Origin of the sequence: uncultured Luteimonas sp. (genome assembly GCF_947492465.1) — a bacterium.
GTDB lineage: Bacteria > Pseudomonadota > Gammaproteobacteria > Xanthomonadales > Xanthomonadaceae > Luteimonas.
This window is the reverse complement of record NZ_CANLNF010000001.1, coordinates 463,619-490,213: the sequence shown is the minus strand read 5'-3', so window position 1 is coordinate 490,213 and position 26,595 is coordinate 463,619. Positions and strand designations below refer to the sequence as shown.

The 26,595-nt window shown below is 70.4% G+C and carries 20 protein-coding genes and 2 pseudogenes; 7 read left to right on the top strand and 15 right to left on the bottom strand.

The window, feature by feature from the left end:
- Window positions 1-23 precede the first annotated feature (23 nt).
- From Q0863_RS02185 to Q0863_RS02170, 4 genes are all read right to left on the bottom strand, one after another.
- A complete protein-coding gene (locus tag Q0863_RS02185) occupies window positions 24-1,373 on the bottom strand; it encodes an MATE family efflux transporter (RefSeq protein WP_298574596.1) in 1,350 nt (449 codons plus the stop codon).
- A gap of 65 nt (window positions 1,374-1,438) precedes the next feature.
- Window positions 1,439-3,115, bottom strand: coding sequence for an ATP-binding protein (locus Q0863_RS02180; protein ID WP_298574587.1), 1,677 nt, complete (start codon window positions 3,113-3,115; stop codon window positions 1,439-1,441).
- Window positions 3,102-4,610: an ATPase domain-containing protein gene (locus Q0863_RS02175; RefSeq protein ID WP_298574583.1), complete on the bottom strand. Its 1,509-nt coding sequence runs from the start codon at window positions 4,608-4,610 to the stop codon at window positions 3,102-3,104. The genes Q0863_RS02180 and Q0863_RS02175 overlap by 14 nt, the downstream gene beginning before the upstream one ends.
- A gap of 198 nt (window positions 4,611-4,808) precedes the next feature.
- On the bottom strand, window positions 4,809-5,117 hold the full coding sequence (locus tag Q0863_RS02170) for a hypothetical protein (protein WP_298574574.1): 309 nt from the start codon (window positions 5,115-5,117) through the stop codon (window positions 4,809-4,811).
- Between the two features lie 178 nt (window positions 5,118-5,295).
- On the opposite strand from Q0863_RS02170, the gene Q0863_RS02165 reads away from it, so the two are divergent.
- The 3 genes from Q0863_RS02165 (at window position 5,296) to Q0863_RS02155 (ending at window position 8,601) form a co-directional block, all read left to right on the top strand.
- Window positions 5,296-5,775: an ABC transporter substrate-binding protein gene (locus Q0863_RS02165; RefSeq protein WP_298574566.1), complete on the top strand. Its 480-nt coding sequence runs from the start codon at window positions 5,296-5,298 to the stop codon at window positions 5,773-5,775.
- On the top strand, window positions 5,772-6,725 hold the full coding sequence (locus Q0863_RS02160) for a cation transporter (RefSeq protein ID WP_298574555.1): 954 nt from the start codon (window positions 5,772-5,774) through the stop codon (window positions 6,723-6,725). Before Q0863_RS02165 ends, Q0863_RS02160 begins: the two co-directional genes overlap by 4 nt.
- Window positions 6,726-6,807: 82 nt before the next feature.
- Window positions 6,808-8,601 (top strand): sensor domain-containing diguanylate cyclase, encoded by a 1,794-nt coding sequence (locus Q0863_RS02155; protein ID WP_298574546.1) that lies wholly within the window; start codon window positions 6,808-6,810, stop codon window positions 8,599-8,601.
- A gap of 6 nt (window positions 8,602-8,607) precedes the next feature.
- On the opposite strand, the gene Q0863_RS02150 is transcribed toward Q0863_RS02155, so the two are convergent.
- Window positions 8,608-9,159: a DUF2058 domain-containing protein gene (locus Q0863_RS02150; RefSeq protein WP_298574544.1), complete on the bottom strand. Its 552-nt coding sequence runs from the start codon at window positions 9,157-9,159 to the stop codon at window positions 8,608-8,610.
- 121 nt (window positions 9,160-9,280) lie between these two features.
- Complete coding sequence (locus Q0863_RS02145; RefSeq protein ID WP_298574542.1) at window positions 9,281-10,582, bottom strand: ferredoxin reductase family protein; 1,302 nt, start codon at window positions 10,580-10,582, stop codon at window positions 9,281-9,283.
- Window positions 10,583-10,858: 276 nt separating this feature from the next.
- On the opposite strand from Q0863_RS02145, the gene Q0863_RS02140 reads away from it, so the two are divergent.
- On the top strand, window positions 10,859-11,332 hold the full coding sequence (locus Q0863_RS02140) for a universal stress protein (protein ID WP_298574540.1): 474 nt from the start codon (window positions 10,859-10,861) through the stop codon (window positions 11,330-11,332).
- Between the two features lie 63 nt (window positions 11,333-11,395).
- Here Q0863_RS02140 and Q0863_RS02135 read toward each other — a convergent pair whose 3' ends face one another.
- Window positions 11,396-11,713, bottom strand: coding sequence for a hypothetical protein (locus Q0863_RS02135; RefSeq protein ID WP_298574538.1), 318 nt, complete (start codon window positions 11,711-11,713; stop codon window positions 11,396-11,398).
- A gap of 392 nt (window positions 11,714-12,105) precedes the next feature.
- Here Q0863_RS02135 and Q0863_RS02130 point away from each other — a divergent pair, with 392 nt between their 5' ends.
- A complete protein-coding gene (locus tag Q0863_RS02130; protein WP_298574536.1) occupies window positions 12,106-13,326 on the top strand; it encodes a helix-turn-helix domain-containing protein in 1,221 nt (406 codons plus the stop codon).
- 47 nt (window positions 13,327-13,373) lie between these two features.
- Window positions 13,374-13,859 (top strand): glutamine cyclotransferase, encoded by a 486-nt coding sequence (locus Q0863_RS02125; RefSeq protein WP_298574534.1) that lies wholly within the window; start codon window positions 13,374-13,376, stop codon window positions 13,857-13,859.
- 319 nt (window positions 13,860-14,178) lie between these two features.
- Here Q0863_RS02125 and betT read toward each other — a convergent pair whose 3' ends face one another.
- Window positions 14,179-16,185, bottom strand: coding sequence for a choline BCCT transporter BetT (gene betT / locus Q0863_RS02120; protein ID WP_298574532.1), 2,007 nt, complete (start codon window positions 16,183-16,185; stop codon window positions 14,179-14,181).
- A 303-nt stretch (window positions 16,186-16,488) separates the two neighbouring features.
- Here betT and Q0863_RS02115 point away from each other — a divergent pair, with 303 nt between their 5' ends.
- Entirely contained in the window at window positions 16,489-17,349 is an 861-nt protein-coding gene (locus Q0863_RS02115) for a PhzF family phenazine biosynthesis protein (protein WP_298574525.1), read from the top strand.
- Between the two features lie 12 nt (window positions 17,350-17,361).
- Here the strand turns inward: Q0863_RS02115 and Q0863_RS02110 are convergent, their stop codons facing one another.
- The 7 genes and pseudogenes from Q0863_RS02110 to Q0863_RS02080 form a co-directional block, all read right to left on the bottom strand.
- Entirely contained in the window at window positions 17,362-17,658 is a 297-nt protein-coding gene (locus Q0863_RS02110; RefSeq protein ID WP_298574517.1) for a type II toxin-antitoxin system RelE/ParE family toxin, read from the bottom strand.
- Window position 17,659: 1 nt separating this feature from the next.
- Window positions 17,660-17,944: a DUF1778 domain-containing protein gene (locus Q0863_RS02105; RefSeq protein ID WP_298574501.1), complete on the bottom strand. Its 285-nt coding sequence runs from the start codon at window positions 17,942-17,944 to the stop codon at window positions 17,660-17,662.
- Between the two features lie 210 nt (window positions 17,945-18,154).
- Window positions 18,155-18,913, bottom strand: a pseudogene (locus tag Q0863_RS02100) (ribonuclease H-like domain-containing protein); the annotation flags it as partial.
- Window positions 18,914-19,152: 239 nt separating this feature from the next.
- Window positions 19,153-21,486, bottom strand: a pseudogene (locus tag Q0863_RS02095) (DEAD/DEAH box helicase); the annotation flags it as partial.
- A gap of 190 nt (window positions 21,487-21,676) precedes the next feature.
- Window positions 21,677-24,790, bottom strand: a complete 3,114-nt coding sequence (locus Q0863_RS02090; RefSeq protein ID WP_298574488.1) for a DEAD/DEAH box helicase family protein — start codon at window positions 24,788-24,790, stop codon at window positions 21,677-21,679.
- Window positions 24,787-25,470: a hypothetical protein gene (locus tag Q0863_RS02085; protein ID WP_298574480.1), complete on the bottom strand. Its 684-nt coding sequence runs from the start codon at window positions 25,468-25,470 to the stop codon at window positions 24,787-24,789. Before Q0863_RS02085 ends, Q0863_RS02090 begins: the two co-directional genes overlap by 4 nt.
- Complete coding sequence (locus Q0863_RS02080) at window positions 25,460-25,990, bottom strand: MarR family transcriptional regulator (RefSeq protein ID WP_298574473.1); 531 nt, start codon at window positions 25,988-25,990, stop codon at window positions 25,460-25,462. Before Q0863_RS02080 ends, Q0863_RS02085 begins: the two co-directional genes overlap by 11 nt.
- Between the last annotated feature and the right edge of the window lie 605 nt (window positions 25,991-26,595).

Genomic DNA, 26,595 nt, shown 5'->3' with positions numbered 1-26,595 from the left:
GCGGCAGCACCACCGCGCTGCGCTCACGCCGCCACCGCAAGCGAGCGCTGCAGCGCGCGGTAGTACGGCAGCAGCGCCAGCGCCCGCGCCACCACGAACAGCACGAACGCCGCCCACAGCCCGTGGTTGCCCCAGGCCGCCGCGGCCGGCCATGCGCACAGGCCGAACGCGGCCAGCGACGCCACGGCGGCGTTGCGCATCTCGCGCGTGCGGGTGGCGCCGATGAACACCCCGTCGAGCTGGAACGCTGCCACCGACAGCAGCACGTACAGCCCGGCCCAGGGCAGGTGCGCACGCGCGGACGCGACCACCTCCGGCTGCGGCACCAGCAGCGCCACCACGGATCCGCCCAGCAGCCAGATCGAGAGTGCCAGGACCGCGGCGGTGACCAGCGCCAGCTCGCTGGACAGCCGGACCGCACGCCGCAGCCGCGGCAGGTCGCGCGCACCTACCGCGGCGCCCACCAGCGCCTCGGCCACGAACGCATAGCCGTCGAGGAAGAACGCGCTGAACGACACCAGCTGCAGCAGCAGGTGGTTGGCCGCGAGCGTCACGTCGCCAAAGCGCGCGCCCTGGCTGGCGAACCAGCCGAAGCCGGCCAGCAGGCACAGCGTGCGCAGCATGATGTCGCCGTTGGCCGCCATCATCCTGCGCAGTCGCGCGGCATCGCGCAGGCGGGCGACCGGCACGAACCGCTCTCCGTCGCGATGGCGCGCGCGCAGGATGCGCCACAGCACCAGCGCCGCCACCGCGCAGGTGGTCCATTCGGCGACCGCGGTGCCCAGGCCGATGCCGCGCACGCCCAGGTCCAGCACCCCGGCGAAGTACATGTCGAGCGCGGCGTTGAGGCCGTTGAGGAGCAGCTGCACCAGCAGCAGGGTGCGGGTCCGGCCCAGCCCGACCAGGGCGCCGCTGAACGCATACAGCGCCAGCGCCGCGGGGGCGCCCCAGATCCGCGCGCCGAAGTACGCGCTGCCCGCGGCTTCCACCGCCGCGCTGGCATCCATCACCGCGAAGTAGGCTTGCAGCAGCGGCCACTGCAGCAGCACCAGTCCGACGCCCAGGCCCAGGCCCAGCAGCAGCGAGCGCGCCAGCGTGGTGCGCACCTCGGGCTCGTCGCCTGCGCCATCGGCCTGCGCGATGAAGCCGGTGGTGGCCATGCGCAGGAAGCCGAAGCTCCAGTAGATGAAGTTGAACAGCAGCGCGCCCAGCGCGAGGCCGCCGAGTCCGGCGGTGCTGCCGTAATGGCCGATGACGGCGGTATCCACCAGACCCAGCAGCGGCACCGAGGCATTGGCCAGGATGATCGGCCAGGCCATGCGCGCGATGGCCGGGCGCGAAAGTGCGGGCAGGGAAGGAAGCGGCGTCTGCATCGCGGCATGATGCCGCAGCCCGGCAATCGCGCGCGCCGTGCGCCCGGGCGCGACGCGGCGCCGGCCTAGTCCTCGCGCGCCGGCGCCAGCTGCTGCTGCATCGCCAGCCGCAGCTCCTCGATCGCGTAGGGCTTGCGCAGCAGCGGGATGCCCAGGGCATGCGCTTCGCTGCCGACCGATTCGGCGAAACCGCTGCTGAGCAGCACTGGCAGCCCTGGACGGCGCCGCCGCACTTCCCTGGCCAGCTCGATGCCGTTGGTGCCGCCGGGCATCATCACGTCGGAGAACACCAGGTCGATCCTGCGCCCGTCGGCCAGCGCGCCCAGTGCCGCCTTCGCGCTCCTGGCGTGGACCACGTCGTAGCCGATGGTGCGCAGCATCTCCTCGACCAGGGTCGCGACTTCGGCGTCGTCCTCCACCAGCAGCACGCAGTGCCCCGGTACCGGCTCCGGCACCTCGCTCCGCCGCGGACCCGGCAGTTCGGATGCCGGCGCCTGGCGCGAGCGGGGCAGCAGCAGGGTGATCGCGGTGCCCTCGCCCACCGCCGAATCGATCAGCACCTGGCCGCCGGACTGCTTGGCGAAGCCGTACACCTGGGCCAGCCCCAGGCCGGAGCCCTTGCCGACGTCCTTGGTGGTGAAGAAGGGTTCGAACACGCGCGCCTTGACCTCGTCGGACATGCCCGAGCCGGTGTCGCGCACGACCAGGCGCACCAGTTCGCGCGCGCCCGTGGCGGCCGGATCCACCACATTGTCGGCGGCGATGGTGATGCGGCCGCTGCCGTCCATCGCGTCGCGCGCGTTGACCGCGAGGTTGAGGATCGCCAGCTCGAACTCGCCGGCGTCGACGAATACCGGCCACAGCTCCGGCGCCAGCTGCACGTCCACCTCGACGTCGCCGCGCAGGCTGCGGTCGAGCAGTTCGCCCATGGCGCCGATCAGCCGCGGCAGCGACACCGTCTCGGCACGCAGCGCGTGGCTGCGCGAGAAGGTGAGCAGCTGGCGGGTGAGCGTGGCGCCGCGCTCGGAGGCATGCCGCATCGCGATCAGGTAGCGCTTACGGCGCGCCGGATCGTCGTGCCGTTCCAGCATGTCCACGCCGGCGCTGATCACCATCAGCAGGTTGTTGAAATCGTGCGCGACGCCGCCGGTCAGCTGGCCCAGCGCCTCCATCTTCTGCGCATGGCGCAGCGATTCCTCCACCCGCTCGCGCTCGGCGATCTCGTCGCGCAGTCGCGCGTTGAGCTCGCGCAGCCTGACCGTCCGGTTCTGCACCTGCTCCTCGAGGTCGGCCGCGGCGGCCTCGCGCGCTTCCAGCAGCGCACGGACCTCGTGCTGGCGCCTGCGCGCGCGCAGCGCCGACTGCAGCACGCTGACCAGGGTGATCGGCTGCACCGGGCGTTCGAGCAGCGCGACGTTGCCGAGCCGTTCAACCTGCTGCTGGCGCCAGGCGGCCACCCGCGGATGCTCGCGCCGGCTGGTGAGCATCACGAACGGCAGGTCCGACCAGGGCGGCTGGCGCCGGACCCAGTCGGCCAGCAGGTCGAGCCGCTGGCCGATCAGCCCCTCCTCGGCGACGAAGGCGGTGTCGGCCTCGTCGAGGCTGGCGGTGAAGGCGGCGAAGTCGCTGCACACCCGCGAACCGATGCCCGCGCGCCGCAGCAGGTCGGATGCGGCGCCCGCGTCGCGGCCCGTGGGTGCGAGGATCAGGACGATCCCGCCCTGCGGTTCAGCCCCCCTCACGTGCCGCGTCCGGCAGCAGCGGTCCCGGCTTGCCGGTATACACGGGCGTTCCGGCCAGCAGGCCACTGAATTCGGTCAACGGCGGTCCGACCACCAGGCCGCGCGGGCCGAGCTGGAACTCGCGGATGCTCTGCTCGTGGTAGCCGCTGCGCTTCTTCACCACCGACAGCGCCCGCCGCACCATGCCGGAATGTTCGAAGTAGCGCAGCATCACCACCGCGTCGCTGAGGTAACTGATGTCCAGCGGCGTTTCCATCGCGCCCACCATGCCGTGCTGGGCCAGCACCAGGATCGTCACCACGCCCTGTTGCGCCAGGTAGGTGAGCAGCTCGTGCATCTGCAGGATCAGGAAGCGCTCGTCCGGCATCGCGTTGAGGTAGCCGTTGAGGCTGTCGATCACCACCATGCGCACGCCGTCGTCCTCGACGCGCCTGCGCACGATGGCGGCGAACTCGCCGGGCGACATCTCGGCCGGGTCGACCTGCTGGAACAGGACCATGCCCGCATCGATCCGGGGCGCGAGGTCCAGGCCCAGCGCCTTCGAACGCGCCTCGATGGTGCCGCGGCCCTCGTCGAAGGCGAAGATCGCGCTGCGCTCGCCGCGGTCCGCCGCCGACAGCGTGTAGGTCAGCGCCAGCGAGGACTTGCCCACGCCGGCCGCGCCGATCAGCAGCGCATTGGTGCCGCGCTCAAGGCCGCCGCCCAGCAGCGCGTCCAGCCCGGCATTGCCGCTGGGGGTGAAGTCGCCGGAAAAGTCGGCGTGGTGCTCGGACGCCACCAGCCTCGGGTACACCTCGATCCCGCCCCTGACGATCCTCATGTCGTGGAAGCCACCGCGGAAATCGATCCCGCGCATCTTGATCACGCGCAGCCGCCGGCGCTCGGCGCCGTAGTCGATGGCCAGCTGCTCGAGCAGCACCACGCCATGCGAGATCGAGTGCAGCTGCAGGTCGTTCTGCTGCGAGGTCTTGTCGTCCAGCAGCACCACGGTGCAGTTGCGGCTGGCGAAGAACTGCTTGAGCGACAGCACCTGGCGGCGGTAGCGCAGCGGGTTCTGCGCCAGCAGGCGCAGCTCCGACAGGCTGTCGATGACCAGGCGGCTGGGATTGGAAGACCGCACGCGCTCCAGGATCAGGCGCGTGGTCTCGCCCAGTTCCAGTTCGGCCGGATGCAGCAGGGTGATCTCCTGGCTCTGGTCGAGCAGGGTCTCGGGCGGCACCAGTTCGGCGATCTCCACGCCTTCCAGGCTCCAGCCATGGCGCCGCGCGACCAGCTGCAGTTCGCGTTCGGTTTCCGACAGGGTGATGTAGAGCACGCGCTCGCCGCGGCGCGCGCCGTCAAGCAGGAACTGCAGTGCGAGCGTGGTCTTGCCGGCGCCTGGCCGGCCTTCGTACAGGTACATGCGGTCGGCGTCGAGGCCGCCGCCGAGGATGTCGTCCAGGCCGGGGTTGCCGGTGGAAACCCGCAGGTCCCCGTCGTTTGGATCGACTGGCATATCTCCTGACCTTCCGGTCCGCGCGGGACCGCTGTGGAGGTGGGGTGGAACCCTGCACGCGGCCGCCGGGAACGGACGCCGATACAGGTTTGTGCAGACGACTATGAACAGGCCGCCGTGAAAGCGGCATTGCGTCCGCGACCGTGCCGGCGCCGCGGTGCGGACTGCCAACCGCAGGCGACCCGGGTCCCGCGCGGCCTACAGCCGTTCCACCGCCATGGCCCGCACCAGCACTTCGTCCTGGTCGAAACGGCGCTGCAGCTGCTCCCGATAGGCCGCCCACCAGCCGTGATCGACCTGCGCCGCCATCACTTCCACCAGCACCACCTCGTCTCGCTGGACGGTGCCGTCCTCGTCCTGCCAGGCGCCGGCCGCGGGCGCGCGCACGAACGCGGTGACGCCGCCGAACAGGTCGGTAAGCTCGGTGCGGACCGTGTCGTAGTGGCTGCGGGGAAACGCGTGGCCCGCGTTGTCTCGCAGCGGCAGGAACAACTGGACCAGATGCATGCTCGGCGACCCGCGAAGGCGTGGACTGCCGGGCACGATCGCATGCCGGGCGTTCGCGGCGCGTCTGCGCGGATCGCGACGCGCACCGGGTGCGCTTGCAGCGCGATCGACGGCCCGGATGCACGCACACAGGGGCGAGGTGACAGCCCGTTCACCCGACTGCGTCCATAAGGCCGCCATGGTCCACTCGTTCATCGCCCCCGCCTGCGCCCTCGCCGCCCTGCTCACCCTGTCCGGCTGCGGCGAATACCCGCGCGATGCCGACGACATGCGCGCCCAGGCCGAGGCGCAGGGCATGCGCGTGGGCGCCAGCCACGATCCGCCCTGGCTGCTGGTGGCCGCCGACGGTTCGGTCGGCGGACCGGAGGCCGACCTGGTGCGCCGCTTCGCCGATGCGCACGGCTACCGCATCACCTGGCTGCCGGGCAGCCACGACGCGCTGATGGGCGACCTGGAGCGCGCGCGGCTGCACGCCGTGGTCGGGGGCCACCATCCCGATTCGCCGTGGAAGCCGAAGGTGGGCTGGTCGCGTCCGCTCGGGCTGCGCGCCTCCGCGGACGGGCCGATGCCCGAACGCCGCGTCGCGCTCCCGCCGGGCCAGCCGGCCTGGCACCTGGCGTTCGACCGCCACCTGGTCGGGCGCGAGGGCGCGCAATGAGCGACGACGCCCTGCGTCCGCCACCGCGCGAGCTGCCCGAGCGGCAGCGCCAGGCCCTGCACCGGGCCGAGCGCCTGTGCTGGTGGACCCTGCTGTGGATGTCGCTGGTCTCGGCGCTGATGTTCGCGGCGATGGGCGGCTCGCAGGCGATGAAGACCGCCCTGGTCGAGGACCTGCTGAGCCTGGTGCCGGCGATCGCGTTCCTCGTCGCCAGCCGTTTCCGCCGCAAGGGCGTGGATGCCGAGTACATCACCGGTCGCGAACGCGCCTTCGACATCAACTTCCTGATCTCGGCGGTGGCGCTCGCCGGCGTCGGCCTGGCGCTGGTCTACGACGGCCTGCACACCCTGCTCACCGCCACCCGCCCGGTGGTCGGATCGATAGTGGTCGCCGGCCACGTGATCTGGCAGGGCTGGGTGATGATCGCGGCACTGGCGGTCTCCGCCGTGCCGCCGATCATCCTCGGGCGCAAGAAGCTGAAGCTGGCCAGGCAGCTGTCGCTCAAGCCGCTGCACACCGACGCCGACATGGGCAAGGCCGACTGGATGACCGCCCTCGCCGGCATTGCCGGCGTGGCCGGCATCGGCTTCGGCCTGTGGTGGGCCGACGCCGTGGCCGCGCTGGTGATCGCCGGCAGCATCCTGCACGACGGCGCCAGCAACCTGCGCGGCGCGGTGCGGGACCTGCACGACGCACGCCCGCAGGAACTCGAACGCGACGCGCCCGACCCCCTGCCCGACCGGCTGTGCGCCGAGATCTCGGCGCTGCCGTGGATGGACGGCTGCGCGGTGCGCCTGCACGAGGAGGGCTTCCACCTGTCGGGCATCGTGCTGCTGCACAACCGCACGCTCACCGCCGCGCAGGTTGAGGAAGTGCGCGCGATCGCGCAGGCGCTGGACTGGCGCCTGGACCAGATCGACGTCTCCATCCGCACGTCCGACCAGCCTTGAGCGCCGCGCGTCTCGACCCCCGGCGGGTAGTGGGCCTGCCGTGCACGGACTACAGTGGAGGCCTCACCGGAGCCGCGGAGTCATGCCCATTCGCCTGAGACTGCCCCGCACCCTGTGGTTCGACCGCAGCGTGCTGGCCGTGCTGATCGCCATTAACGCGTGGCTGTCGCTCACCCTGGCGCGAGGCCCGGGCGAGCTGGCCGCGATCTGGGTGGGCAACGGCCTGCTGGCCGGCTGGCTGCTGATGCGCCGCACCAGCAGCTGGCCGGGCTACGTGCTGGTCGCCTACCTGGCCGAACTGCCGTCGCGCATGCTGGCCGGCGATGCTCCCGGCTACGCGCTGGCGATCGCCTTCGTCAACCTGCTGGAGGCGCTGCTGGTGGCCGGCATCGTGCGCTACCTGGTGCCGGACACCCGCGACCCGCGCAGCTGGATGCGGCTGGGCAGCATCGCCACCTCGGCCACGTTCTTCGCCTGCGCCCTGGCCGGCCTGCTGGCCGCCGGCATTGCCCACGCGCTCAACGACCAGCCCTTCGTGCGGGCCTTCGGCGCCTGGTTCGCCGCCCACGTGGTGGGCATGACCCTGGTGGCCACGGCCACGCTGGTGGCGCATCGCGAAGGCTGGGGCATGTTCGTCGCGCGCGGCCGCACCTGGAGCCTGGCGTCCACGCTCGCGCTGCTGGTGATCGTGGCCATCGGCGTGTTCGCCAACCACTACTCGGTGCTGTTCCTCACCTATCCGCCGCTGCTGCTGGTGGCGGTGCGCCACCGCTTCGCCGGCGTGGCGCTCGGGGTCATCGCGCTGGCGCTGGTCGCCGCCATCGCCACCGCGCTCGGGCATGGCCCGCTGTGGAGCGAGCACCTCGACCGCGCGGGCCGCATCGTCCTGCTGCAGCTCTACGTCGCCGGCGGCTGCCTGATGACGATCCCGGTCTGCCTGGTGCTGGCCGAGCGCGACCGGCTGGCCGCCAGCCTGCGCGACAGCGAGCGCCGCTACCGCATGCTCGCCGACCATTCGCATGACGCCATCTCGCGCGTGCGCGAGGACGGCCAACGCGTCTACGTCTCACCCTCCGCCACCGAGATGCTGGGCTGGCCGCCGGAGCAGATGCTGGGATCGCGCTGGGACATCGTCCATCCCGAAGACCGCGACCTGCAGCGCCAGGCCACCGCGGAGGCGCTCGCCACCGGCGAGCCGCGCACCGACATCTACCGGCTGCGGCATCGCGACGGCCACTACGTCTGGGTCGAGGCGGTGTCGCGCCGGATCCCGGCCGATGACGGCAGCGACCGGGCCGAGCTGATGGTCACCGCTCGCAACATCGACAAGCGCGTGGCCGCCGAGCAGGCGCTGGCCGAAAGCCGCCGCGAACTCGAGCGCCAGTCGCGCGTGGACGCCCTCACCGACCTGCCCAACCGCCGCCAGTTCGAGGAACGGCTGGCACTGGCGCTCAAGCGGCTGCAGCGCCACCGCACGCCGATCGCCGTGCTGTGCCTGGACGTGGACAGGTTCAAGAGCATCAACGACGGTTACGGCCACGCCGTGGGCGACGCGGTATTGCAGGCCTTCGCGCGACGCCTGTGCGACAGCGTGCGCGACACCGACCTGGTGGCGCGCCTGGGCGGCGACGAATTCGTGATCCTGCTCGAGGACGTTGCGCCGGGCGGGGCCGAGACCGTCGCGCGCAAGGTGGTCGCGACGATGGCTGAGCCCATCGATGCCGCCGGCAACCGCCTGCTGGCCAGCACCAGCATTGGCATCGCCTGCACCGACGCGCCCACCGACGCGCCCACCCTGTTGGCCCGCGCCGATGCCGCGCTGTACGCGGCCAAGAAGGCCGGGCGCAACCGCTACCGCATGGCCGCGGCCGGGTGACGCGCGCTACCAGACCAGGTCGTCGGGCACCTTGAACTGCGCGTAGTACGCGTCGTCCTCGCTGGTGGATTCCTGCGGCGCATCAGACGCCCGGCCGTGGTCGAGCACGATCATCGCCGCGTCGCGTTCGCGCACCTGCTCGGCGGCCATCCGCGGCAGCAGTTCGTAGCCATCGCCGCCATTTGCGATCACCAGCACGCCATCGGCCAGTTTCCTGCGCAGGTCCTCGTTCACCAGCAGGGTGCGGATGGCGCCGTCGGCGCTGAATCGGTACTCGCTCTCGCCGCTGCGCGGCACGCGCTTGTCGCGGATGATCTGCCGCGCCTGCGCCTGCAGCTCGCGCTGGCGCGCCTGCGCCTTGCGCCCTGCCTCCAGCGCGCGGTCGCGCTCGACCTTCTGTTCGCGCGCACGCTGCGCCTCGCGCTCGATCTCCGCCGCGGTGGACGCCGCCTTGCCGATGCGCGCCTGGTGCTGCTCGCGGGCCACCTGCGAGACCTTCGATTTCTTGACCAGGCCGGCCTTGAGCAGCTGTTCCTGGAGCGGATTGCCCTTGGCCATGGCGATCTCCCGTACGACGTGGCCGCCATGATACCGGCGCAGCGCCTGGCTGCCTCCGGTTCCACGACGGGCGCGGGCGCTGAGGCCCGTTTGTCAGGCCACCGCGCCGGGCCGCGCCCGCTCAGCGGAACGCGAACAGCTCGTGCCGCAGGTTGCGCTCGTCCACGCCGTGTTGGCGCATCAGCGAACGCACCGCGTCCAGCAGACCCTTCGGGCCGCAGACATTGACCTGCACCCCCTCCTTGCCGGCCTGCGCCACGATGGCGGCAAAGCGCTCGCGGAAGGCCGGCGTCGCCGGGCCGGTCGTCACCTCCATCAGTTCCACCCCGCGCGCCTGCGCCAGCGCCGGCAGGTCGATGGCGCCGGGCAGCTCGCGCCCGGGCGTGGTGAAGTCGAACAGGGTGACGGGGGCGGACGGCGCATGGACCGGGTCCTGCAGCCAGGCCAGGAACGGGGTGATGCCCACGCCGCCGGCGATCCAGATCTCGGTGCGGCCGTCGGGCTTGCGCCGGAAGCGGCCGAACGGCGCGTACACGTCGGCCAGCAGTCCCGGCTGCACCTGTTTCACCATGCGCGCGGTGTAGTCGCCCAGCGCGCGCACCATGAAGGCGATGCGTCCGTCGGCGCCGGCCGCGCTGGCGATGGTGTAGGGATGCGGCTCGCGCAGGCCATCGTGCTTGAACGCGACGAACGCGAACTGCCCGGCGACGAACGGGATCGCCTTGCCCGTCGGCACGAACTGCAGGTACACCGCCGTGTCGTTGGACGACACCGATTCGAGCCTGTACTCGGCGTGGCGCGCCAGCGCCGGATACAGCAGCAACTTGTAGGCGGCGGCCACCACGGCGAGCGCCGAAACCGTGGCAAGCCATGCCCCCGCCGGGCTGGCCAGCGCGATGGGCGAGCGGAAGCTCAGCCAGTGCAGCACCACGATGAGGAACAGCGGTCCCGACAGCTTGTGCCACCAGCGCCACACGCGATACGGAATACTGCGGTTGAGCGCCAGCAGCACGATCACCATCACCGCCACGAAACTCAGCTGCCGCACCATGCGCGTCGCCGGGCGCGGCAGCTGCAGGATGGGCGCCACCTCCCAGCCCTCGTGGCCGCTCTGCAGCACCAGGTGCACGCTGGCGAACACCAGCGCCCATACGCCCAGCCACTTGTGCGCCTCGTAGACGCGGTCGAGTCCCCCGAACAGCGACTCCACCCACGGCCAGCGTGCGGCCAGCACCGCCGCTGCGCCCATCAGCGCCACCGCGGTGACGCCGGACCCCAGCCCCAGCGACCCCATCACCAGGCGGCTGCCCGGTGGCAGCCCGGCCAGCAGCGAGGCGAAGCTCGCCAGCACCAGCAGGCCCACCAGGGTGGCCGCGCCCAGCCGCGGGGGACGCGCCAACGCAGACTGCAGAACGCTGTTCATGCCGGACTCCTCCGTGCGCGGGCAACGCTGGCGTCGCGCACCAGCCATGCCCGCAGTATCCCCCCGCGGAGTGCTGGCAGGGGTGGACCAGATGTCGCAGCGCGTCCACGTGCGCCATTGGACGGACGGCCACGGCCACCACGCGGGATCTCGGCGTCGTGCCCGGTCACCGTCAGAACGCGTAGCCTCTGCCAGGTGCCGTCATCGCAGGACGCCGCATCGCTGCCGCGTTGCGGCAGGCGGCTTCCACTCACCTCCGGCCCAAGGAGCGCTCCCATGTATTCCCGACTGCTGGTCGCCCTCGACGGCACCGAAACCTCACAGCTCGCCCTCGACCACGCCGCCTGCCTCGCGCGGCTGGCCGGCGCCAGCGTGGTGCTGCTGCACGTGCTGGAAACCTTCAGGCACATCAGCGGCTTCGAGCCAGCCGAGATCTACGTCCACGACGTGCTGCCGCGCATGCGCGAATCCGGGCGCGCCATCCTCGACAAGGCGGCCGCGCGGCTGCGCGGCGAGGGCATCGAGGTGGAGACCATCCTGCTGGAGCACACCACCGAACGCGTGTCGGAGGCCATCGTCCGCCTGGCCGGCGAATCGCACTGCGACCTGGTGCTGCTGGGCACGCACGGCCGCCGCGGCATGGACCGGCTGCTGCTGGGCAGCGATGCCGAACAGGTGGTGCGGATCGCACCGGTGCCGGTGCTGCTGGTGCGCAGGCCCGGGAACGTGCAGGCGGCGAACGCCGGCTGAGACGCGGCGCGCCGCGGGCGCGTGTTGAATCGTCCCGGCGCGGGAGGCGCGCCGGGGGCTGCGTCAGGACCGCAGGCGCAGGGTCGGCTGCTCGTCGAGCGTGCCGTCCTCGCGGATCACGACGTGGCGCGTTTCGTCCTTGTCGAACAGCACCGGGATCGGCGCCTGGAACAGCGGCCGGCGCACGAAGGCCAGCCGCCAGCGGAAGATTTCCATCGCCTCGAGCGTGACCAGCTGCTCCGGCGTCAGACCTTCACGCAGGGCATCGGATTCGGCCGGCGTCGCGCGCTTGCGGCGCTCGCGGGTGACGGGCTTTGCGGCGGGGGCCGCAGCCTGCCAGGGGCCGTCGATCACGGTGGCGTGGTTGTGGTGGCGGGACATGGCAACTCCAGACTGCTTTCGGGGGCGCCGGACCCGTCTGCACACCCCGCCGGGGGCTGCAGACATACGTCGGCGCATGGAATGAAGCAAGGTACGTGCCGAGGTGGGGCCAGATGCGTGAAACCCCAACGAATTCATGGATTTGTTCATTCCGGATGCAGGGATGTGGAGAGGATGTCGAGCCACGGGCCGGTCGGGACGACGACAAACCGTGGGCCCCGCCGCCGGCGCAGGGGACAAGCCCTTCGCAACCACCGCTCCCACGGCGGAAATTTGACGCGCCAGGGGACGCCTGCCCGCACGCGGTGGCGCTGCGTGGCCGCGTCCTGTCATTGCGCGCCACCGCGGCGCAGAAGCAGGCTGGCCCGGCGCCGCCGCGCTAGGCTCGCCGCATGGACGCCCTGATCGCCGCCGCCGCGCGCGCGCTCGCCGCCGGCGATGCGCTCGGCGCGCTCAAGCGCGTGTCGCTGCGCGACGATCCGCCGGCACTGGCCCTGCGCGGCACCGCGATGGCGCGGCTGGGCGAGCTGGCGCGGGCGCGCGAGCTGCTGGGTCAAGCCGCGCGCGGCTTCGGCCCGCGCCACTGCCTGGCGCAGGCGCGTTGCGTGGTGGCCGACGCGGAAATCGCGCTGGCCCTGCGCGAACTCGACCGCCCGCAGCAGTCGCTGGTCCGGGCCACGGCCACGCTGGAGCAAGGCGGCGACCACGCCAATGCCGCGCATGCGCGGGTGGTGGCCGTGCGCCGCCTGCTGCTGCTCGGCCGACTGGACGAGGCGCGCGCCGCCCTCGCCCGCCTCGACGGCACCGCGCTGCCCGCCGCGCTGGCCGCGGTGGCCAACCTCGCCGCCGCCGAGCTGGCGCTGCGCGCGGTGCGCACGCAGCCGGCGCGCGAGGCCCTGGCGCAGGCGCAGGCCGCCGCTGCACGCGCGCGCATCCCCGCCCTGCAGGCGGAGGTCGCCGCGCTGCAGGCGCAACTGCAACAGCCGGTGGCACGCCGGCACGAGGCCGATGGACTGCGTACGCTGCAGCTGCACGAAGTCGAAGCACTGTTCGCCTCCAACGCGCTGGTGCTGGATGGCTGCCGCCGGCGCGTGCGCGTGGGCAGCGCCTGGCTGCCGCTTGCCGCGCGCCCGGTGCTGTTCGCGCTGGTCCGCACGCTGGCCGCGGCGTGGCCGGGCGAGGCGCCCCGCGATGCGCTGATCGCCGCGGCGTTCCGCGCGAAACAGTTCGACGAAACCCATCGCGCGCGACTGCGCGTGGAAATCGGACGTCTTCGCGCCCTGCTCGCCCCCTGGGCCGCCATCGAGGCCAGCGCCCGCGGATTCGTGCTGCACCCGCAGGACGCGCGCCGCGTGGTGGTGCTCGAACCGCCCATCGACGGCGCACAGGCCGCGCTGCGCGCCCTGCTGGCCGATGGCGAAGCCTGGTCCACCGCCGCGCTCGCACTGGCGCTCGACGCCAGCCCGCGCAGCGTGCAGCGCGCACTCGCCACGCTGGCCGAGACCGGCCACGCGCGCGCGGTGGGACGCGGCCGCGCGCGCCGCTGGCTGGCGCCGCCGCTGGCCGGTTTCGCGACGACATTGTTACTCCCGGTCGTGGCGCCGGCTGCCTAGAGTCGGATCCACGGCGCCAGTCCCGGCGCGCATCCCACGAGGTTCCCATGGACATCCGGACCACTGCCCCGCCCGCTCCCACCCGCCCCGCCGAGATCGTGCGCGAGTACGGCCCCTTCGACGGCGCCGAGGCCGTGCGCGGCGTGAGCTTCGATGGCCGCCACGTCTGGGCCGCGACCGGCCCGCGCCTGCTCGCCATCGATCCGCACACCGGCGAGACCACCCGCGCGATCGAACGCAACTGCGACGCCGGCACCGCCTTCGACGGCACCCACCTCTACCAGATCGCCGAAAAGCGCATCGAGAAGATCGACCCTGCCACCGGCACCGTGCTGCACAGCATTCCCGCGCCATCGGAAGGCTGCGACTCGGGCCTGGCCTGGGCCGACGGCCACCTCTGGGTGGGCGAGTACCAGGGCCGCCGCATCCACCAGATCGATCCGGAGACCGGCAAGATCCTGCGCAGCCTGGATTCGGACCGCTACGTCACCGGGGTCAGCTGGGTGGGCGATGCGCTGTGGCACGGCACCTGAGAGAACGACGAGAGCGAACTGCGCCGCATCGATCCCGGCGACGGCACCGTACTCGAACGCCTGCGCCTGCCCGACGGCATCGGCGTGAGCGGCCTGGAATCCGACGGTGGCGACCTGTTCTATTGCGGCGGCGGCTCGGGCAAGGTCGTGCGTGCCGTGCGCCGGCCGCAACACGCCATGGGCTGACGCGCCCGGCGCAAGGGGCGCGGGGCAACAGCGCCCCGGCGCTCCGGCGCGCGGTACGCGATCGCGCAGCCGTCCCGCAGGGCGTGCCGGCCCGCTGCGCCGCGCGCAGACGCGACGACCCGCCCCACGCCACTCAACGCACGACGTTGAGGAAATGGATGTGCCGCTCGTACTGGTCCAGCACGTCGTGCAGCAGCTCGTCGCGGCCCCAGCCCATCACGTCGTAATCCTGTCCGCCTTCGCGCAGGTGGACCTCGGCGCGGAAGAACCGGTCCTCGTCGCTGGAACGGCGGCGCGGATCCTGGAGCATGAACTCGGCCGGCTCATACGGCACCGGGCGCACCGAGTAAAAGAAGTCCATTTCCGCCCCATGGCCCACCTCGAGCCAGGCGCGGCCATCGTCGCCGCTGTCCACTTTGACCTCCAGGCCCTGCCTGCCCAGTTCGGCCGCCACCGCGTCGAGCGCGGGGCGCACCGTGCCCTGCAGATAGCGCAGCACCTCAGCGCGGGTCGGGCTCTGCATCAGCCCGCGCAGCCGCGCCTTCCAGTCGACCGCGGCGCCGGCCAGGGGCGTCAGCCGCGCGGCGCGGGTCGTCTGGCGCTTGGCCACGTCCAGCTGCATTGCCCGCAGCAGGCCCCATGCCATCAGCAGCATGACGAAGGTAAACGGGAACGCGCTGGCGATCGTGCCGGCCTGCAACGCTTCCAGCCCGCCCGCGATCAGCAGCGCGATCGCGATCGCGCCGACCATCAGCGCCCAGAAGATGCGCTGCCACACCGGCGACTGTTCCTCGCCCCTGGACGAGAGCATGTCGATCACCAGCGCGCCTGAATCGGCCGAGGTCACGAAGAAGACCACCACCAGCAGGGTGGCGACCGCAGAGGTGAGCAGCGGCAACGGATACGCCTCCAGGAACTGGAACAGGGCCACGGAAGTGTCGGCGCTCACCGCCGCGACCAGACCGGGCGATTGCCCGGACATGACCTGGTACAGCGCGCTGTTGCCGTAGATCGTCATCCACAGGAAGGTGAACCCCAGCGGCACCAGCAGCACGCCGACCACGAACTCGCGCACGGTCCGCCCGCGCGAGATGCGCGCGATGAACATGCCCACGAACGGCGACCACGCGATCCACCAGCCCCAGTAGAACAAGGTCCAGCCGCCCAGCCAGCCGGTGGGCTCGTAGGCATACAGGTTGAACGTCATCGAGAAGACGTTCGACACGTACATGCCGGTGTTCTGCACGAAGGCCTGCAGCAGGTGCACGGTGGGCCCCATCACCAGCACGAAGGCCAGCAGGGCCACCGCCATGATCATGTTGAACTCCGAGAGCCTGCGCACGCCCCGGTCGAGCCCGGTGAACACCGACACGGTGGCCACCATGGTGATCGCCGCGATCAGGCCCACCTGCACCCCGACGCCGACGGGCGCGTCGAACAGGTAGCGCAGGCCGGAATTGATCTGGATCACGCCCAGGCCCAGGGAAGTGGCCAGGCCGAAGATGGTGCCGAGCACCGCGAAGGTATCCACCGCATGCCCGATCGGCCCATGGATGCGGTCGCCGATCAGCGGGTAGAGCGAGGATCGGATGCGCAGCGGCAGCCCATGCCGGTAGGCGAAATACGCCAGCGAGAGCGCGACCACCGCATAGATCGCCCAGGCATGGATGCCCCAGTGGAAGAAGGTGATGCGCATGGCCTGGCGCGCCGCCGCCACCGTACCCGGATCGCCCACCGGCGGATCGGCGAAGTGCATGACCGGTTCGGCCACGCCGAAGAACATCAGGCCGATGCCCATGCCCGCGGCGAACAGCATCGCGAACCAGGTGGGGTAGCTGTAGTCGGGACGGCTGTGATCGGGCCCCAGGCGGATCCGCCCCAGGCCGCTGACGCCAAGCCCCACGATGAAGACGAGGAATCCCGCGACGGCCAGGATGGTGAACCAGCCGGCGTCCTCGGCCACCCAGGTCTTGGCGCGGCCAAACAGGGTCGCCGACGCTTCGGGCGCCACGAACGAGGCCGCGACCAGCAGCAGGACCAGCAACGCCGTGGGATAGAACACCGGGCCGAGGATGGCCGCGTCCCAGCGTCGCGGTGGCGTCGTGTCGTGGGTGGGTGGCGGGACTCGCGGCTGTGCCATGTCGGGCTCCAGTGGATCGGTCGCGGACTGCGTCCATGCAGGACGTCGGCGTCGGGCGCTGCCCAACCTGGAAGCGGCGCCGCGACCATCGCGTGAAGGTGCCGGTGTCGGAGACGCGATGCCGGTCCAGTATGGCGCCGCGGATTGCGCCAGTCGCGCCGACCGCACACGCAGGCGTCTGGTCGCAGCGGAGAACCGCCCCGACGCCGGGACTGGCACAAGGATCGGGGAGCGGAGGATCCGCTTGCGCAGGCGCGTGCGTCTTCGGAGACTTGCGCCACCGCAGCAACAGGCCCGCATGGCATGACCACCACCTTGCATGAACTGCATCGCCTGGCCGCGTTCACCGACGATCCGCGCGGCGGCAATCCAGCCGGCGTGTGGCTCGGCGATGCCTTGCCGCCCGCCGATCGCATGCAGCGGATCGCCGCCGAGGTGGGGTACTCGGAGACCGCCTTCCTGGCACCTGCTTCCGGCGACGCGTGGGAGGTCCGCTACTTCAGCCCGCTGGCCGAAGTACCGTTCTGCGGGCACGCCACGATCGCCGGCGGCGTCGTGCTGGGACGCAGGTACGGCAGCGGCAACTACCGGCTTGCCACCCGCGCGGGCGACGTGCGCGTCCAGGTCGACCGCGAAGGCGACGCGTGGCAAGCCAGCCTGCAGTCGGTGCCGACGCGACAGCGCGCCGTGCCGGCGACCGTGCTCGACGAAGCCCTCGCCGCACTCGACTGGCGCGCGGCAGAACTCGACCCGCAGCTGCCGCCCATGCTCGCGTACGCCGGCGCCTGGCACCTGGTCCTCGCGGTATCGAGTCGCCCGCGACTCGAACGGCTGCACTACGACTTCGAGCGCCTGAAGACGCTGATGCTGGCGCACGACCTCACCACGCTGCAGCTGGTATGGCGCGAATCGCCGACCCGGTTCCACGCGCGCAATCCCTTTCCCGTCGGCGGCGTGGTCGAGGATCCGGCCACGGGCGCCGCCGCCGCGGCGCTGGGTGGCTACCTGCGCGATGCCGGCCTGATGCCGGTGCCCGGCGGCTTCCAGATCATCCAGGGCGCAACGATGGGTCGGCCCAGCCTGCTGCAGGTCACCGTGCCGGCAGGCGGCGGGATCATCGTGGCGGGGAACGCGGTGGATATGCCGGCGCCAGGCGCAGGTTAGACCTGGCCCTGATCAGGGTCTTGCGTAGCCCGCCTCGCGCTGCGCGCGAATCGCCAGCACGAACACCGTATCCACCAGCGCCTCATACCGGTACAGCACGACGTAACCGCGGCTGCCCCGACCGATGACCAGTTCACGCAAGGTCTCGCCGTCTGCGCGGCCGATCAGGGGATTGGACCGCAGCACATCGAGGGCATCGGCAATGCCGCCCAACCGAACCTCGATATCGGCGGCCTCATGGCCCAGCAGGAAATCGGTGATCCGGTCCAGATCTTCGGCGAACTCGGGCGCGAGCTTGATGACCGCCACGCTATTTGCCGAGCTTGCGTGCCACGGGCCGCGTGCCCGGCTTACCCTGGATGCGACCCATCATGTAGGCCCGGTACTCATCCCAGTCGATCGTCTCGCCCGTGTCCACGATGCGTGCGTAGCGCTGCGCCGCTTCGTCGTGGAAGTCGGCGCGCTGCTCGGTCCGCTGGGCCTTCTCGGCGATCGCCTCGAGGATGAAACTGTGCGAGGTCGTGCCGGCTGCTTCCGCCGCGCGGGCAATACGGGCCTTGAGATCATCGGACAGGCGGATGGTGGTGGTGCTCATGTCGGCTCCCGGTGCGCTGCGCCCTCCGAAATGTAGCACATATGTGGCACAACGAGTCGGGAACTTGCTCCCTGCCTCTCCAGTTTCACGGAGAAGTCCATTGCAACCGCCCAGCGCCATCAGCGCCGGCCCCTGCAGAACCCGCGCTCCCGCAGTCGCTTGATCCGCCGGCCAGGCTGCGGTCGCCAGGAGCGTGGACGAGCCACTACTTCAGGCCTGCCGTGGCAGCTGCGCCTGCGCATGGAAATGCACCAGCAGGCCGGCGAGGCTGCGCAGATCCTGGGCGTTGTGGTCGCCGACGCGGCGCAGCTTGTCGGCGCTGCCGCCGCGCAGGTAGTCGAGCCAGGCGGCGGGGGCTTCGGATCCGGGCAGGTCGTCTTCGCGCACCACGCCGAGCAGCTGGCGTTCGATGGTGGCGAGGCGGCAGTTCTCCCAGACCCCGCGGTAGCGGCGGCGCACGGGATGCAGCAGGTCGATGTGGTCGCGGCCGAGCACCGGGTCGGCCAGGCGCGCCAGGGTGTAGCGCGTGCTCAGCAGCGGGCGGTCGTAGCACTTGCCGTTGTAGGACAGCAGCACCGTGTGCGGTTCCAGCCAGCGGGTGAACTCCTGCAGCATCGCCTGCTCGGCGCCCATGGTGGTCATCAGCAGCTGGCGGATGCGCAGGCCGCCGTCGCGCCAGTCGCCGGCACCGATCATGAAGGCGCGCGTGCCGGTGCCGCCAGCCAGGCCGGTGGTCTCGGTGTCGAAGGCGAGGATGCGGTGGGTTTCGATGTCGTCGTGATCGAACGCCGTGAGATTGAGCGCGCTCAGGTCCAGGCGATCGGGCAGGCGCTCGAACGGGACCCACTTCTCGATGTAGCGCAGGCCCGGCGCGATCTCGTCGCCCTCCAGGCTGCGGTCGAAGCTGCGCACCGGCGCGAGCGCACGCGGGCGCAGGCCGAGCAGTTTGCGCAGCTGCGCGACCTGCTCGCCGGCGGTCTTCCCGCGCAGCGCAGCAGGCAACGACGCCTGCTCAGCAGTCGTCTGCCCATGCAGTGCTACAGATGCCATCTGTTCGCCTGGCTTGCCGCGCAGCGCAGCGGGCGGAGCCAACGATCCGTCAGTGGTCTTGCCGCGTGGTGACACGCGCGGCGCAACGGGCGTCGCTGTGGGTGGGACCGCCGCACCCGCCTGCTGCCGCAATCCCGCCAGGCGTTTGGCCAGCACGCTCAAGCCAGATCTCCCAGCAGTTCCAGCACCTGCATGCCCGCCGCCTTGACCGACTTGCCCGCCGCTTCGCTGCTGGCCAGGATCGGCCCCACGCATGCGGGACAGCCATGCGCGCAGGGACACGAACGGATCAGGCCCAGCGCCTGCTGGCGCAGATCTTCCCTGCGCTCGAACAGCGGCAGCGACAGCCCCACCCCGCCCGGATAGTTGTCGTAGAGGAACAGCGTGGGCGTGAATCCGCGCGCGGCCTCGACCATCGCCTCGCCGCTCTCGCCCGAGCGGATCTGCCCGCGCCCGGACTGATCCGCCGTGGCGAACCACGCGCCATCGCCACTGCCCACCGCCTTCTGCAGGTCGCGGCCTTCGGCCATCACGCAGACCATGGCGACCAGGTGCAGCGCATAGGCCGCGGACAGGAAGCCATCGAGCGCATCCTGGCGGCTGTCGAAGTTCGCATCGAGCACCCGCTGCGGCAGCTGCCACCAGCACGCGGTGGTGTGCAGCTCCTGGTCGGGCAAGGTCACCGGGCCGTAGCCGATGTTCTCGTGGGTGTGGAAGCGGATCTTCTTGTAGCCCGACACGCGCCGCAGCACGTGCACCTCGCCGTGGTGGGCACTGCCCTGCCCGGTAAGCGCGCCATCGGCCTCGTCGAGGACTTTGAGCTTGGTGTAGTCGATGGCGTCGGTGTAGTAGTCGACGTTGGTCTGCTGCACGTAGGCCTTGCGCCCCTCCCAGTCCAGGCGTTCGACCTGGTAGGGCTCGGACTGCACCATGTGGATCGCGCCCTCGTACAACGTGAGCGCCGCGGCCGAGTAGTCGACCTCGGCGATGATGGTCTGGCGCCCGTTGGTGCGGTCGACCACCACGAAGTTGCCATCGGCCACCGAGCGCAGGTTCACCGCCTGGGCCGGATAGCTGTCGGCGATCCACTCCCAGCGCTCGCCCTCCTGGTGCAGCACGCCGCTTTCGACCAGTACGTCCAGCCACGGGCCCGGATCCACCGGCCCGAACGCATCGCCTGCCAGGAACGGCAGCTCGAAGGCCGCGCAGCGGATGTGGTCCATCAGGATCAGCGGCTGGTCGGGCTCGATGCGCGCCTGCTCGGGCGTGGCGCTGGCGAAGAACTCCGGATGGCGCACCACGTACTGGTCCAGCGGCAGGCTGCTGGCGACCAGCACGCCGATCGAGGGCTGCTGGCGCCGGCCCGCGCGGCCGAAGCGCTGCCAGGTCTGCGCGATCGAGCCCGGATAGCCGTTGAGCACCACCACGTCCAGGCTGCCGATATCCACGCCCAGTTCGAGCGCGGAGGTGCTGACGATGCCGTCGATCTTGCCCGAGCGCATCTCGCGCTCCACCTCGCGCCGCTCGGTGGGCAGGTAGCCGCCGCGGTAGGCGCGGATGCGGCGCGGCTTGCGCGGGTCGTGGTCGAACACTTCCTTGAGGTACTTGGTGAGCACCTCGACCATCAGCCGCGACTGGCAGAACACCATCGTCTTCAGGCCCGACTTGATCGCCATGCGCGCGATGCGGTTGGCCTGCGAGCGGGCCGAGGCGCGAATCCCCAGGTCCGGGTTCACCACCGGCGGGTTCCACAGCAGGATGTGCTTGTCGCCGGTGGGCGCGCCGCTGTCGGTGATCGCCTCCACCGCATCCTCGATCAGCGCGCTGGCGTGCTGCGCGGCGTTGCCGATCGTCGCCGAGCACAGCACGAACTGCGGCTTGACCCCGTAGAACGCGCACACGCGCTTGAGCCGGCGGATCACGTTGGCCACGTGCGAGCCGAACACGCCGCGATAGGTGTGCACCTCGTCGATCACCACATAGCGCAGGTTCTCGAAGAACTGCGCCCACTTGGTGTGGTGCGGCAGGATCGCCTGGTGGAGCATGTCGGGATTGCTGACCACGATGTCGCCGTTGAGGCGGATCGCCTGGCGCGCGTCCCCGGGCGTGTCGCCATCGAAGGTCGCCGCGCGCAAGCCCAGCTGGCCCGCGGCATTGAGTTCCAGCAGCTCGGCCACCTGGTCCTGCGCCAGCGCCTTGGTCGGGAACAGGTACAGCGCCTTGGCCCCCTGCTCCAGCGCCGCACTGACCACCGGCAGCGTGTAGCACAGCGACTTGCCCGACGCCGTGGGCGTGGCCACCACCACATGCCGCCCCGCCCGCGCCGCCTCCCAGGCCTGTGCCTGGTGCGAATACAGCGAGCGGATGCCGCGCGCCTGCAGCGCCTCGGCCAGCGCCGGCGGCAGGTCACGCGGCAGCGGCCGCAGGTCGGCCGCCTGGCCCTCGATGGTGAACTGGCCGGTGACCCGGTCGGCATAGCGATCGGCCAGGCGGCGCGCCAGCTGCCCGCCGGACGGGACGGGCGCCGGCAGCGGCCTGGCATGGAGGATGGCGTTCATGGGGCCTGCCCTGGTTGGGGCGGGCCAGTGTTGTGGGGGGCAGTCTCACGGGGTGAGTCTGGGGCGGCCAGACCGCGGTGGTGCCACGAAGTGTGCGCCACCCCACCGGATTGACTTCCTCGGGCTACGGGGATGCAGCCGCCCCACCCCTTCCGCGTCCCGAACGAAGCAGCTCATACAGTTGCCCGGGTCCAAGCAGGATGTCCTTGAGGCCCTGTTGTACGCGATTCGAGGCGAGGGCCTGGCTGCTCAACGTGTTGTGCACGTCCAGGGCATCGATGATGGCGTTGACAAGCGCCTGGTTGAGATCGGGCGAGTTCGCGAACTGCTCTTTCGAATTGTCCGCAGCCTGCTTGGCAAGCGTGTCGTTCTGCAGCAGCTTGCCCTTGAGTGCGCCATCGACGTACTGCAGCTGGTCCTCGTCGCGGATCTGTCCCTCAAACAGTCCGTTCACCCGCTCGATAATTTCGGCCAGGTACGCCTGCTCCTTTTCCTGGATCCGGCCGCTGCCCACGGCGTCCATCGGCGGGAGCGCGTAACTTCCACTCCCGGCGAGGGCAAGCGCCTGCTTGCCCGCGCTGCGCAAGGTGTGGTGCGTCAGCACCACTTTCGACAGGTCGACAGTGTCGCGCTCGCGCCCGAACTCCAGTAGCGGTAGCAGGCGGCGGTAGAACAGGAAGCGTTTTTCGATATCGGTGTTGCCGTAATCGAACATCTGCGACAGGAAGGCATAGAGCCTGTTGAACGCGTCCATGTCGCCCTTGAACAGCACCAGCGCGTCGAGTGCGTCCTTCGCTTCCGCGACAGCCTGCGTTTGTCCAGCCGCCTCGGCCACGGCCAGCGCTTGGGCTGCGGCCTTGTAGCGCTTGAGCAGGCGGTCCGCCACTGGCTGGATGGCGGTGACCAGCTGCGACTGCTTCGCCTGCGGATCCAGTTCCACCTTCGCGACCCGCTCGACCTCGTAATCGTCGTAGTGGCCGGCGGCGTCCAGCTTGGCGCGCAGGTCCAGGACCAGGTTCGGATCCGTCGTCGCTTCCAGCTCCGCTGTCTCGTAGTAGGTGCGGAATGCCTGGAGGATCTCGTCGGTATCGTTCTGGAAGTCGAGGATATAGGTGGTGTCCTTGCCGGGGTGCGCCCGGTTGAGGCGCGACAGCGTCTGCACGGCCTGGATGCCGCCCAGCTTCTTGTCGACGTACATGCCGCACAGCAGCGGCTGGTCAAACCCGGTCTGGAACTTGTTGGCCACCAGCAGCAGGTGGTACTCCGGCCGGACGAAGGCTTCGCGGATTCCGCGTCCCTTGAGTCCGGGGTTGAGCAGCGCGCTGCCTTCGGTGACCGGTTCCGGAAAGCTTTCCGGGTCGTCCACCTCGCCAGAGAACGCCACCAGCACGTCCAGCGGATATCCCTGCCGCTCGATATAGGCCCGGATCGCCTTCTGCCAGCGCACCGCTTCGCGCCGGGACGCGACCACCACCATCGCCTTGGCGCGTCCTTCCAGCAGCGGCTGCACGTTCTCGCGGTAGTGCTCCACCACGATCTGCACCTTGGCCGCGATGTTGTAGGGATGCAGCCGCACCCACTGCATGATCCCCTTCATCGCCGTGCTGCGCTCGACCTCGGTGTTGTCGAACTCCTGCCCGTTGTGCGCCAGGCGGAAGGCCAGGCTGTACGGCGTGTAGTTCTTCAGCACATCGAGGATGAAGCCCTCCTCGATCGCCTGGCGCATCGAGTACACGTGGAACGGCTGCGGCAGGCCGTCCGGCCCGGGCCGGCCGAAAAGTTCCAGCGTCTTGGCCTTGGGCGTGGCGGTGAATGCGACATATGTCAGGCCGGACTGTGCACTGCGGGCCTCCATCTGCGCGGCCAGCAGCGTCTCGGTGTCGATCTCGCCGCCGTCCTGCAGCTCCTCCCACTCCTTCGCGCTCAGCAGCTCCTTGAGCTTCGCCGCCGCCTGCCCGGTCTGCGAGCTGTGCGCCTCGTCGGCGATCACCGCGAAGCGCTTGCCCTCGGTGGCGGCGAGTTCCTGCACCAGCTTCAGTGCAAAGGGGAAGGTCTGGATGGTGCAGACGATGATCTTCTTGCCCGCTTTCAGCGCCTCGCCCAGCTGCGCGCTCTTGCTGCCCTGCTCGCCGGTGATGGTCTCCACCACGCCGGTCGTGCGCTCGAAGTCGAAGATCGCCTCCTGCAGTTGCGTGTCCAGCACCGTGCGGTCGGACACCACCAGCACGCTGTCGAACATCTTCGTGTTGTCCGCACCATGCAGGTCGGCCAGGAAATGCGCGGACCAGGCAATCGAGTTGGTCTTGCCGGAGCCCGCCGAGTGCTGGATCAGGTAGCGCTGGCCTGGTCCGTTCGCACGCACGTCGGCCACCAGCTTCCGCGTCGCATCCAGTTGGTGGTAGCGGGGAAAAATGACCGCAGTCAGCTGCTTTTTGTTGTCGCGCTTGCCGATCAGGTACCGGCCCAGGATCTCCAGCCAGCTGTCGCGCGCCCACACCTGTTCCCACAGGTAACGGGTTGCTGCGCCTTCCGGATCGGGGGCGTTGCCCGCGCCACCGGCGTTGCCCCGGTTGAACGGCAGGAAAAATGTATCGGTCACCGCCAGGCGGGTGCTCATCATCACCTCGGCCTGGCTGACCGCGAAATGCACCAGCGCCCCACCGGGAAACGCCAGCAGCGGTTCGGCCAGTCCGCCCCTGGGATGCGGATCGCGATCGAACCGGTACTGGTCCACTGCATCGCCCACCGACTGTGTGAAGTCGGACTTCAGCTCCACCGTCGCCACCGCGATGCCGTTGACGAACAGCGCCAGGTCGACGCAGTCATTGGGCCGGTTGGGCGAGTGTCTGACCTGCCGCACCACGCGCAGCCGGTTGGCGGCGTAGTGCTGCTCGATCACCGGGTTCAGCGCCAGCGCCGGGCGGAACTGCACCAGCGACAGCGGACGCTTGAGCCCCACCATCTCCACGCCGCGGCGCAGCACCTCCAGCGTGCCGCGCTCATCCAGGTTCTTGCGGATGCGCTGCGCCAGCACCGCCTGCACCTGCGCACCGTGGGCCTTTGTCAGCGCTTCCCAGCTGTCGGGTTGCGTCGCCTGCAGCCAGGCCGTCAGGTCCGGCAGGTACAGCGCATGCTGGCGATCGTAGTGGGATGCGTCGCCATCCGCGTACAGCCAGCCGTTGGCCGCCAGGCGCTCGCAGATCTCGCGCTCGAAGTGGTGTTCCTGGTGCAGGTTCATTGCGACATCCCCCTGAGTCGCTGCAGCACGATGCCGGCACGTGCCGGCTCGGCAATCATTCCGGGCAGCGCATTGGCAAAATCCCGGTGTTGCAGCAGGCCGGCGAACGCCGATGCCACGGCCGATCGTACCTCCACGGGTGCGGCGGCCAGTTCGTCCGCCAGTTCTTCGCGGCCGTCCACGATGTTGAGCACGTCTTCCAGGTCATGGCTGCCGAGGATGTCGCCCGCGCCGCGCGCCGCGAACGCCTCCAGCTTGGTCGCCACGAACGCCACCGCCGACACGCAGCGGATGCACAAGCCCGGCGCCAGTTCGACTGGCACAGCGGTGTCCACGGCGTAGGCGTACCACCGGTTGGAGAAGCCGAGCACGTCCGGCTCCACCGGCATCAGGTCGAACACCACGCCGGACTCGCGATGCACCCAGCGGCACATCACGCCGCTATGGATGTCCCGCACGAACCCGCACGACGCAACGTCTTCCTCGATCCGGTGGAAGCCACCCAGCGTGGCCCGGACCACCGCGTCCACATCCACCGTTGCCCGGACTGTCTCTGCCAAGGGGTCACTGACCAGCAGCCCCGCCACCGCACCGCCGACAAAGACCATCCGTTCCCGCAGCCCACCCAGCGCTTCCGCAATGGTGCGGAGGTTGGGCAGGTTGGGATCATCAGGCCGCATCGGCGACCTCGAGTTCCTGCCTCAGCAGCTCCGTGGCCAGGGCGCGCTCGCGCGCGCGGCCGGTGCGCAGCGCGTCCAGCAAGGCCAGCAGGCGATGCAGCGCGGGGTCTGCCAGCGCCGCTTCCGGGGCCGTGCGGTAGATCGGCGCCAGTCCGGGCCCTTTGGCACTGCCAGCCGGATGCGGCCAAACCGGCGCTTCGCCAGCCGCGGCAGCCAGCCGGGACGCGAGTGGTTCGACTCCGAAGGACGTCGGCACCCCCCGCTTCACCGCTCCTGCAGCGGCGGGCCAGACATAGCGCACCCCATGCACCGCGAATTCCAGCAGGGCCGGCACCACCGGCGCCCAGTCACCGCGCCCGCGCATCACCGCCAGTCCCGACGCTGTGGACCGCTTCACGCTCGCGTGGACCTCGGACACGCTCATGGACAGCGCCTCGGCCAAGGCTGCATACGTCCAGCGCCGGCCCGGATGGGCCACCGCCTTGAGCAGCACCAGCATGTCCTGAGGCTTGAGTTCCATGGCGCTACTCGCATTCGCAATTCGCGAATTGCGAATTTACACCAACGACAGGTCATTTCAAGAGGCCGGACGCCACACAACCGATCGTTCAAGTCCGTCAAGCGGCCCGCTATCGCAACGGACGACTCGGCCATCCCCAACGCCAAGGTCGTCTACTACCTGCCCATTGACAAAGGCTCCCCTGCGTTTCGGAACGTGGGTTATAAGAGTCGCTGGTTCATCTTCAGCCCTTTGGGGGAGCCATGGCTGAGCTGGTCTTGGTGGCTGAGTTTCCGACCCTTGCACAAGCCAAGGAGAGAGCCTTGGCTATCGTGGTGGATGGCGGACGATCCCCGATACTGCGTAGGGAGGGGCGCGGTTGGGGTCTGTTTACGGCAAAGACAGCAGGTGGAACGTCCCCACCACCAGAACCTCCAGAGCATCCACTGCCGACTGGGGCAGCGGGTCGCCGCACCTTGACGACTCAACCGAAAAGGACAAAGTTTCCGGCAAAGCCAAAGCAGGCTCCGAGGTCGACGCCGAAGCAGCGCCCAACTTCGCCCTCAGCGCCTCGCAGGACGCCGGTACGTCCCCTGCCGGACCAAGCATCTGCAGGCAAGTGGTCA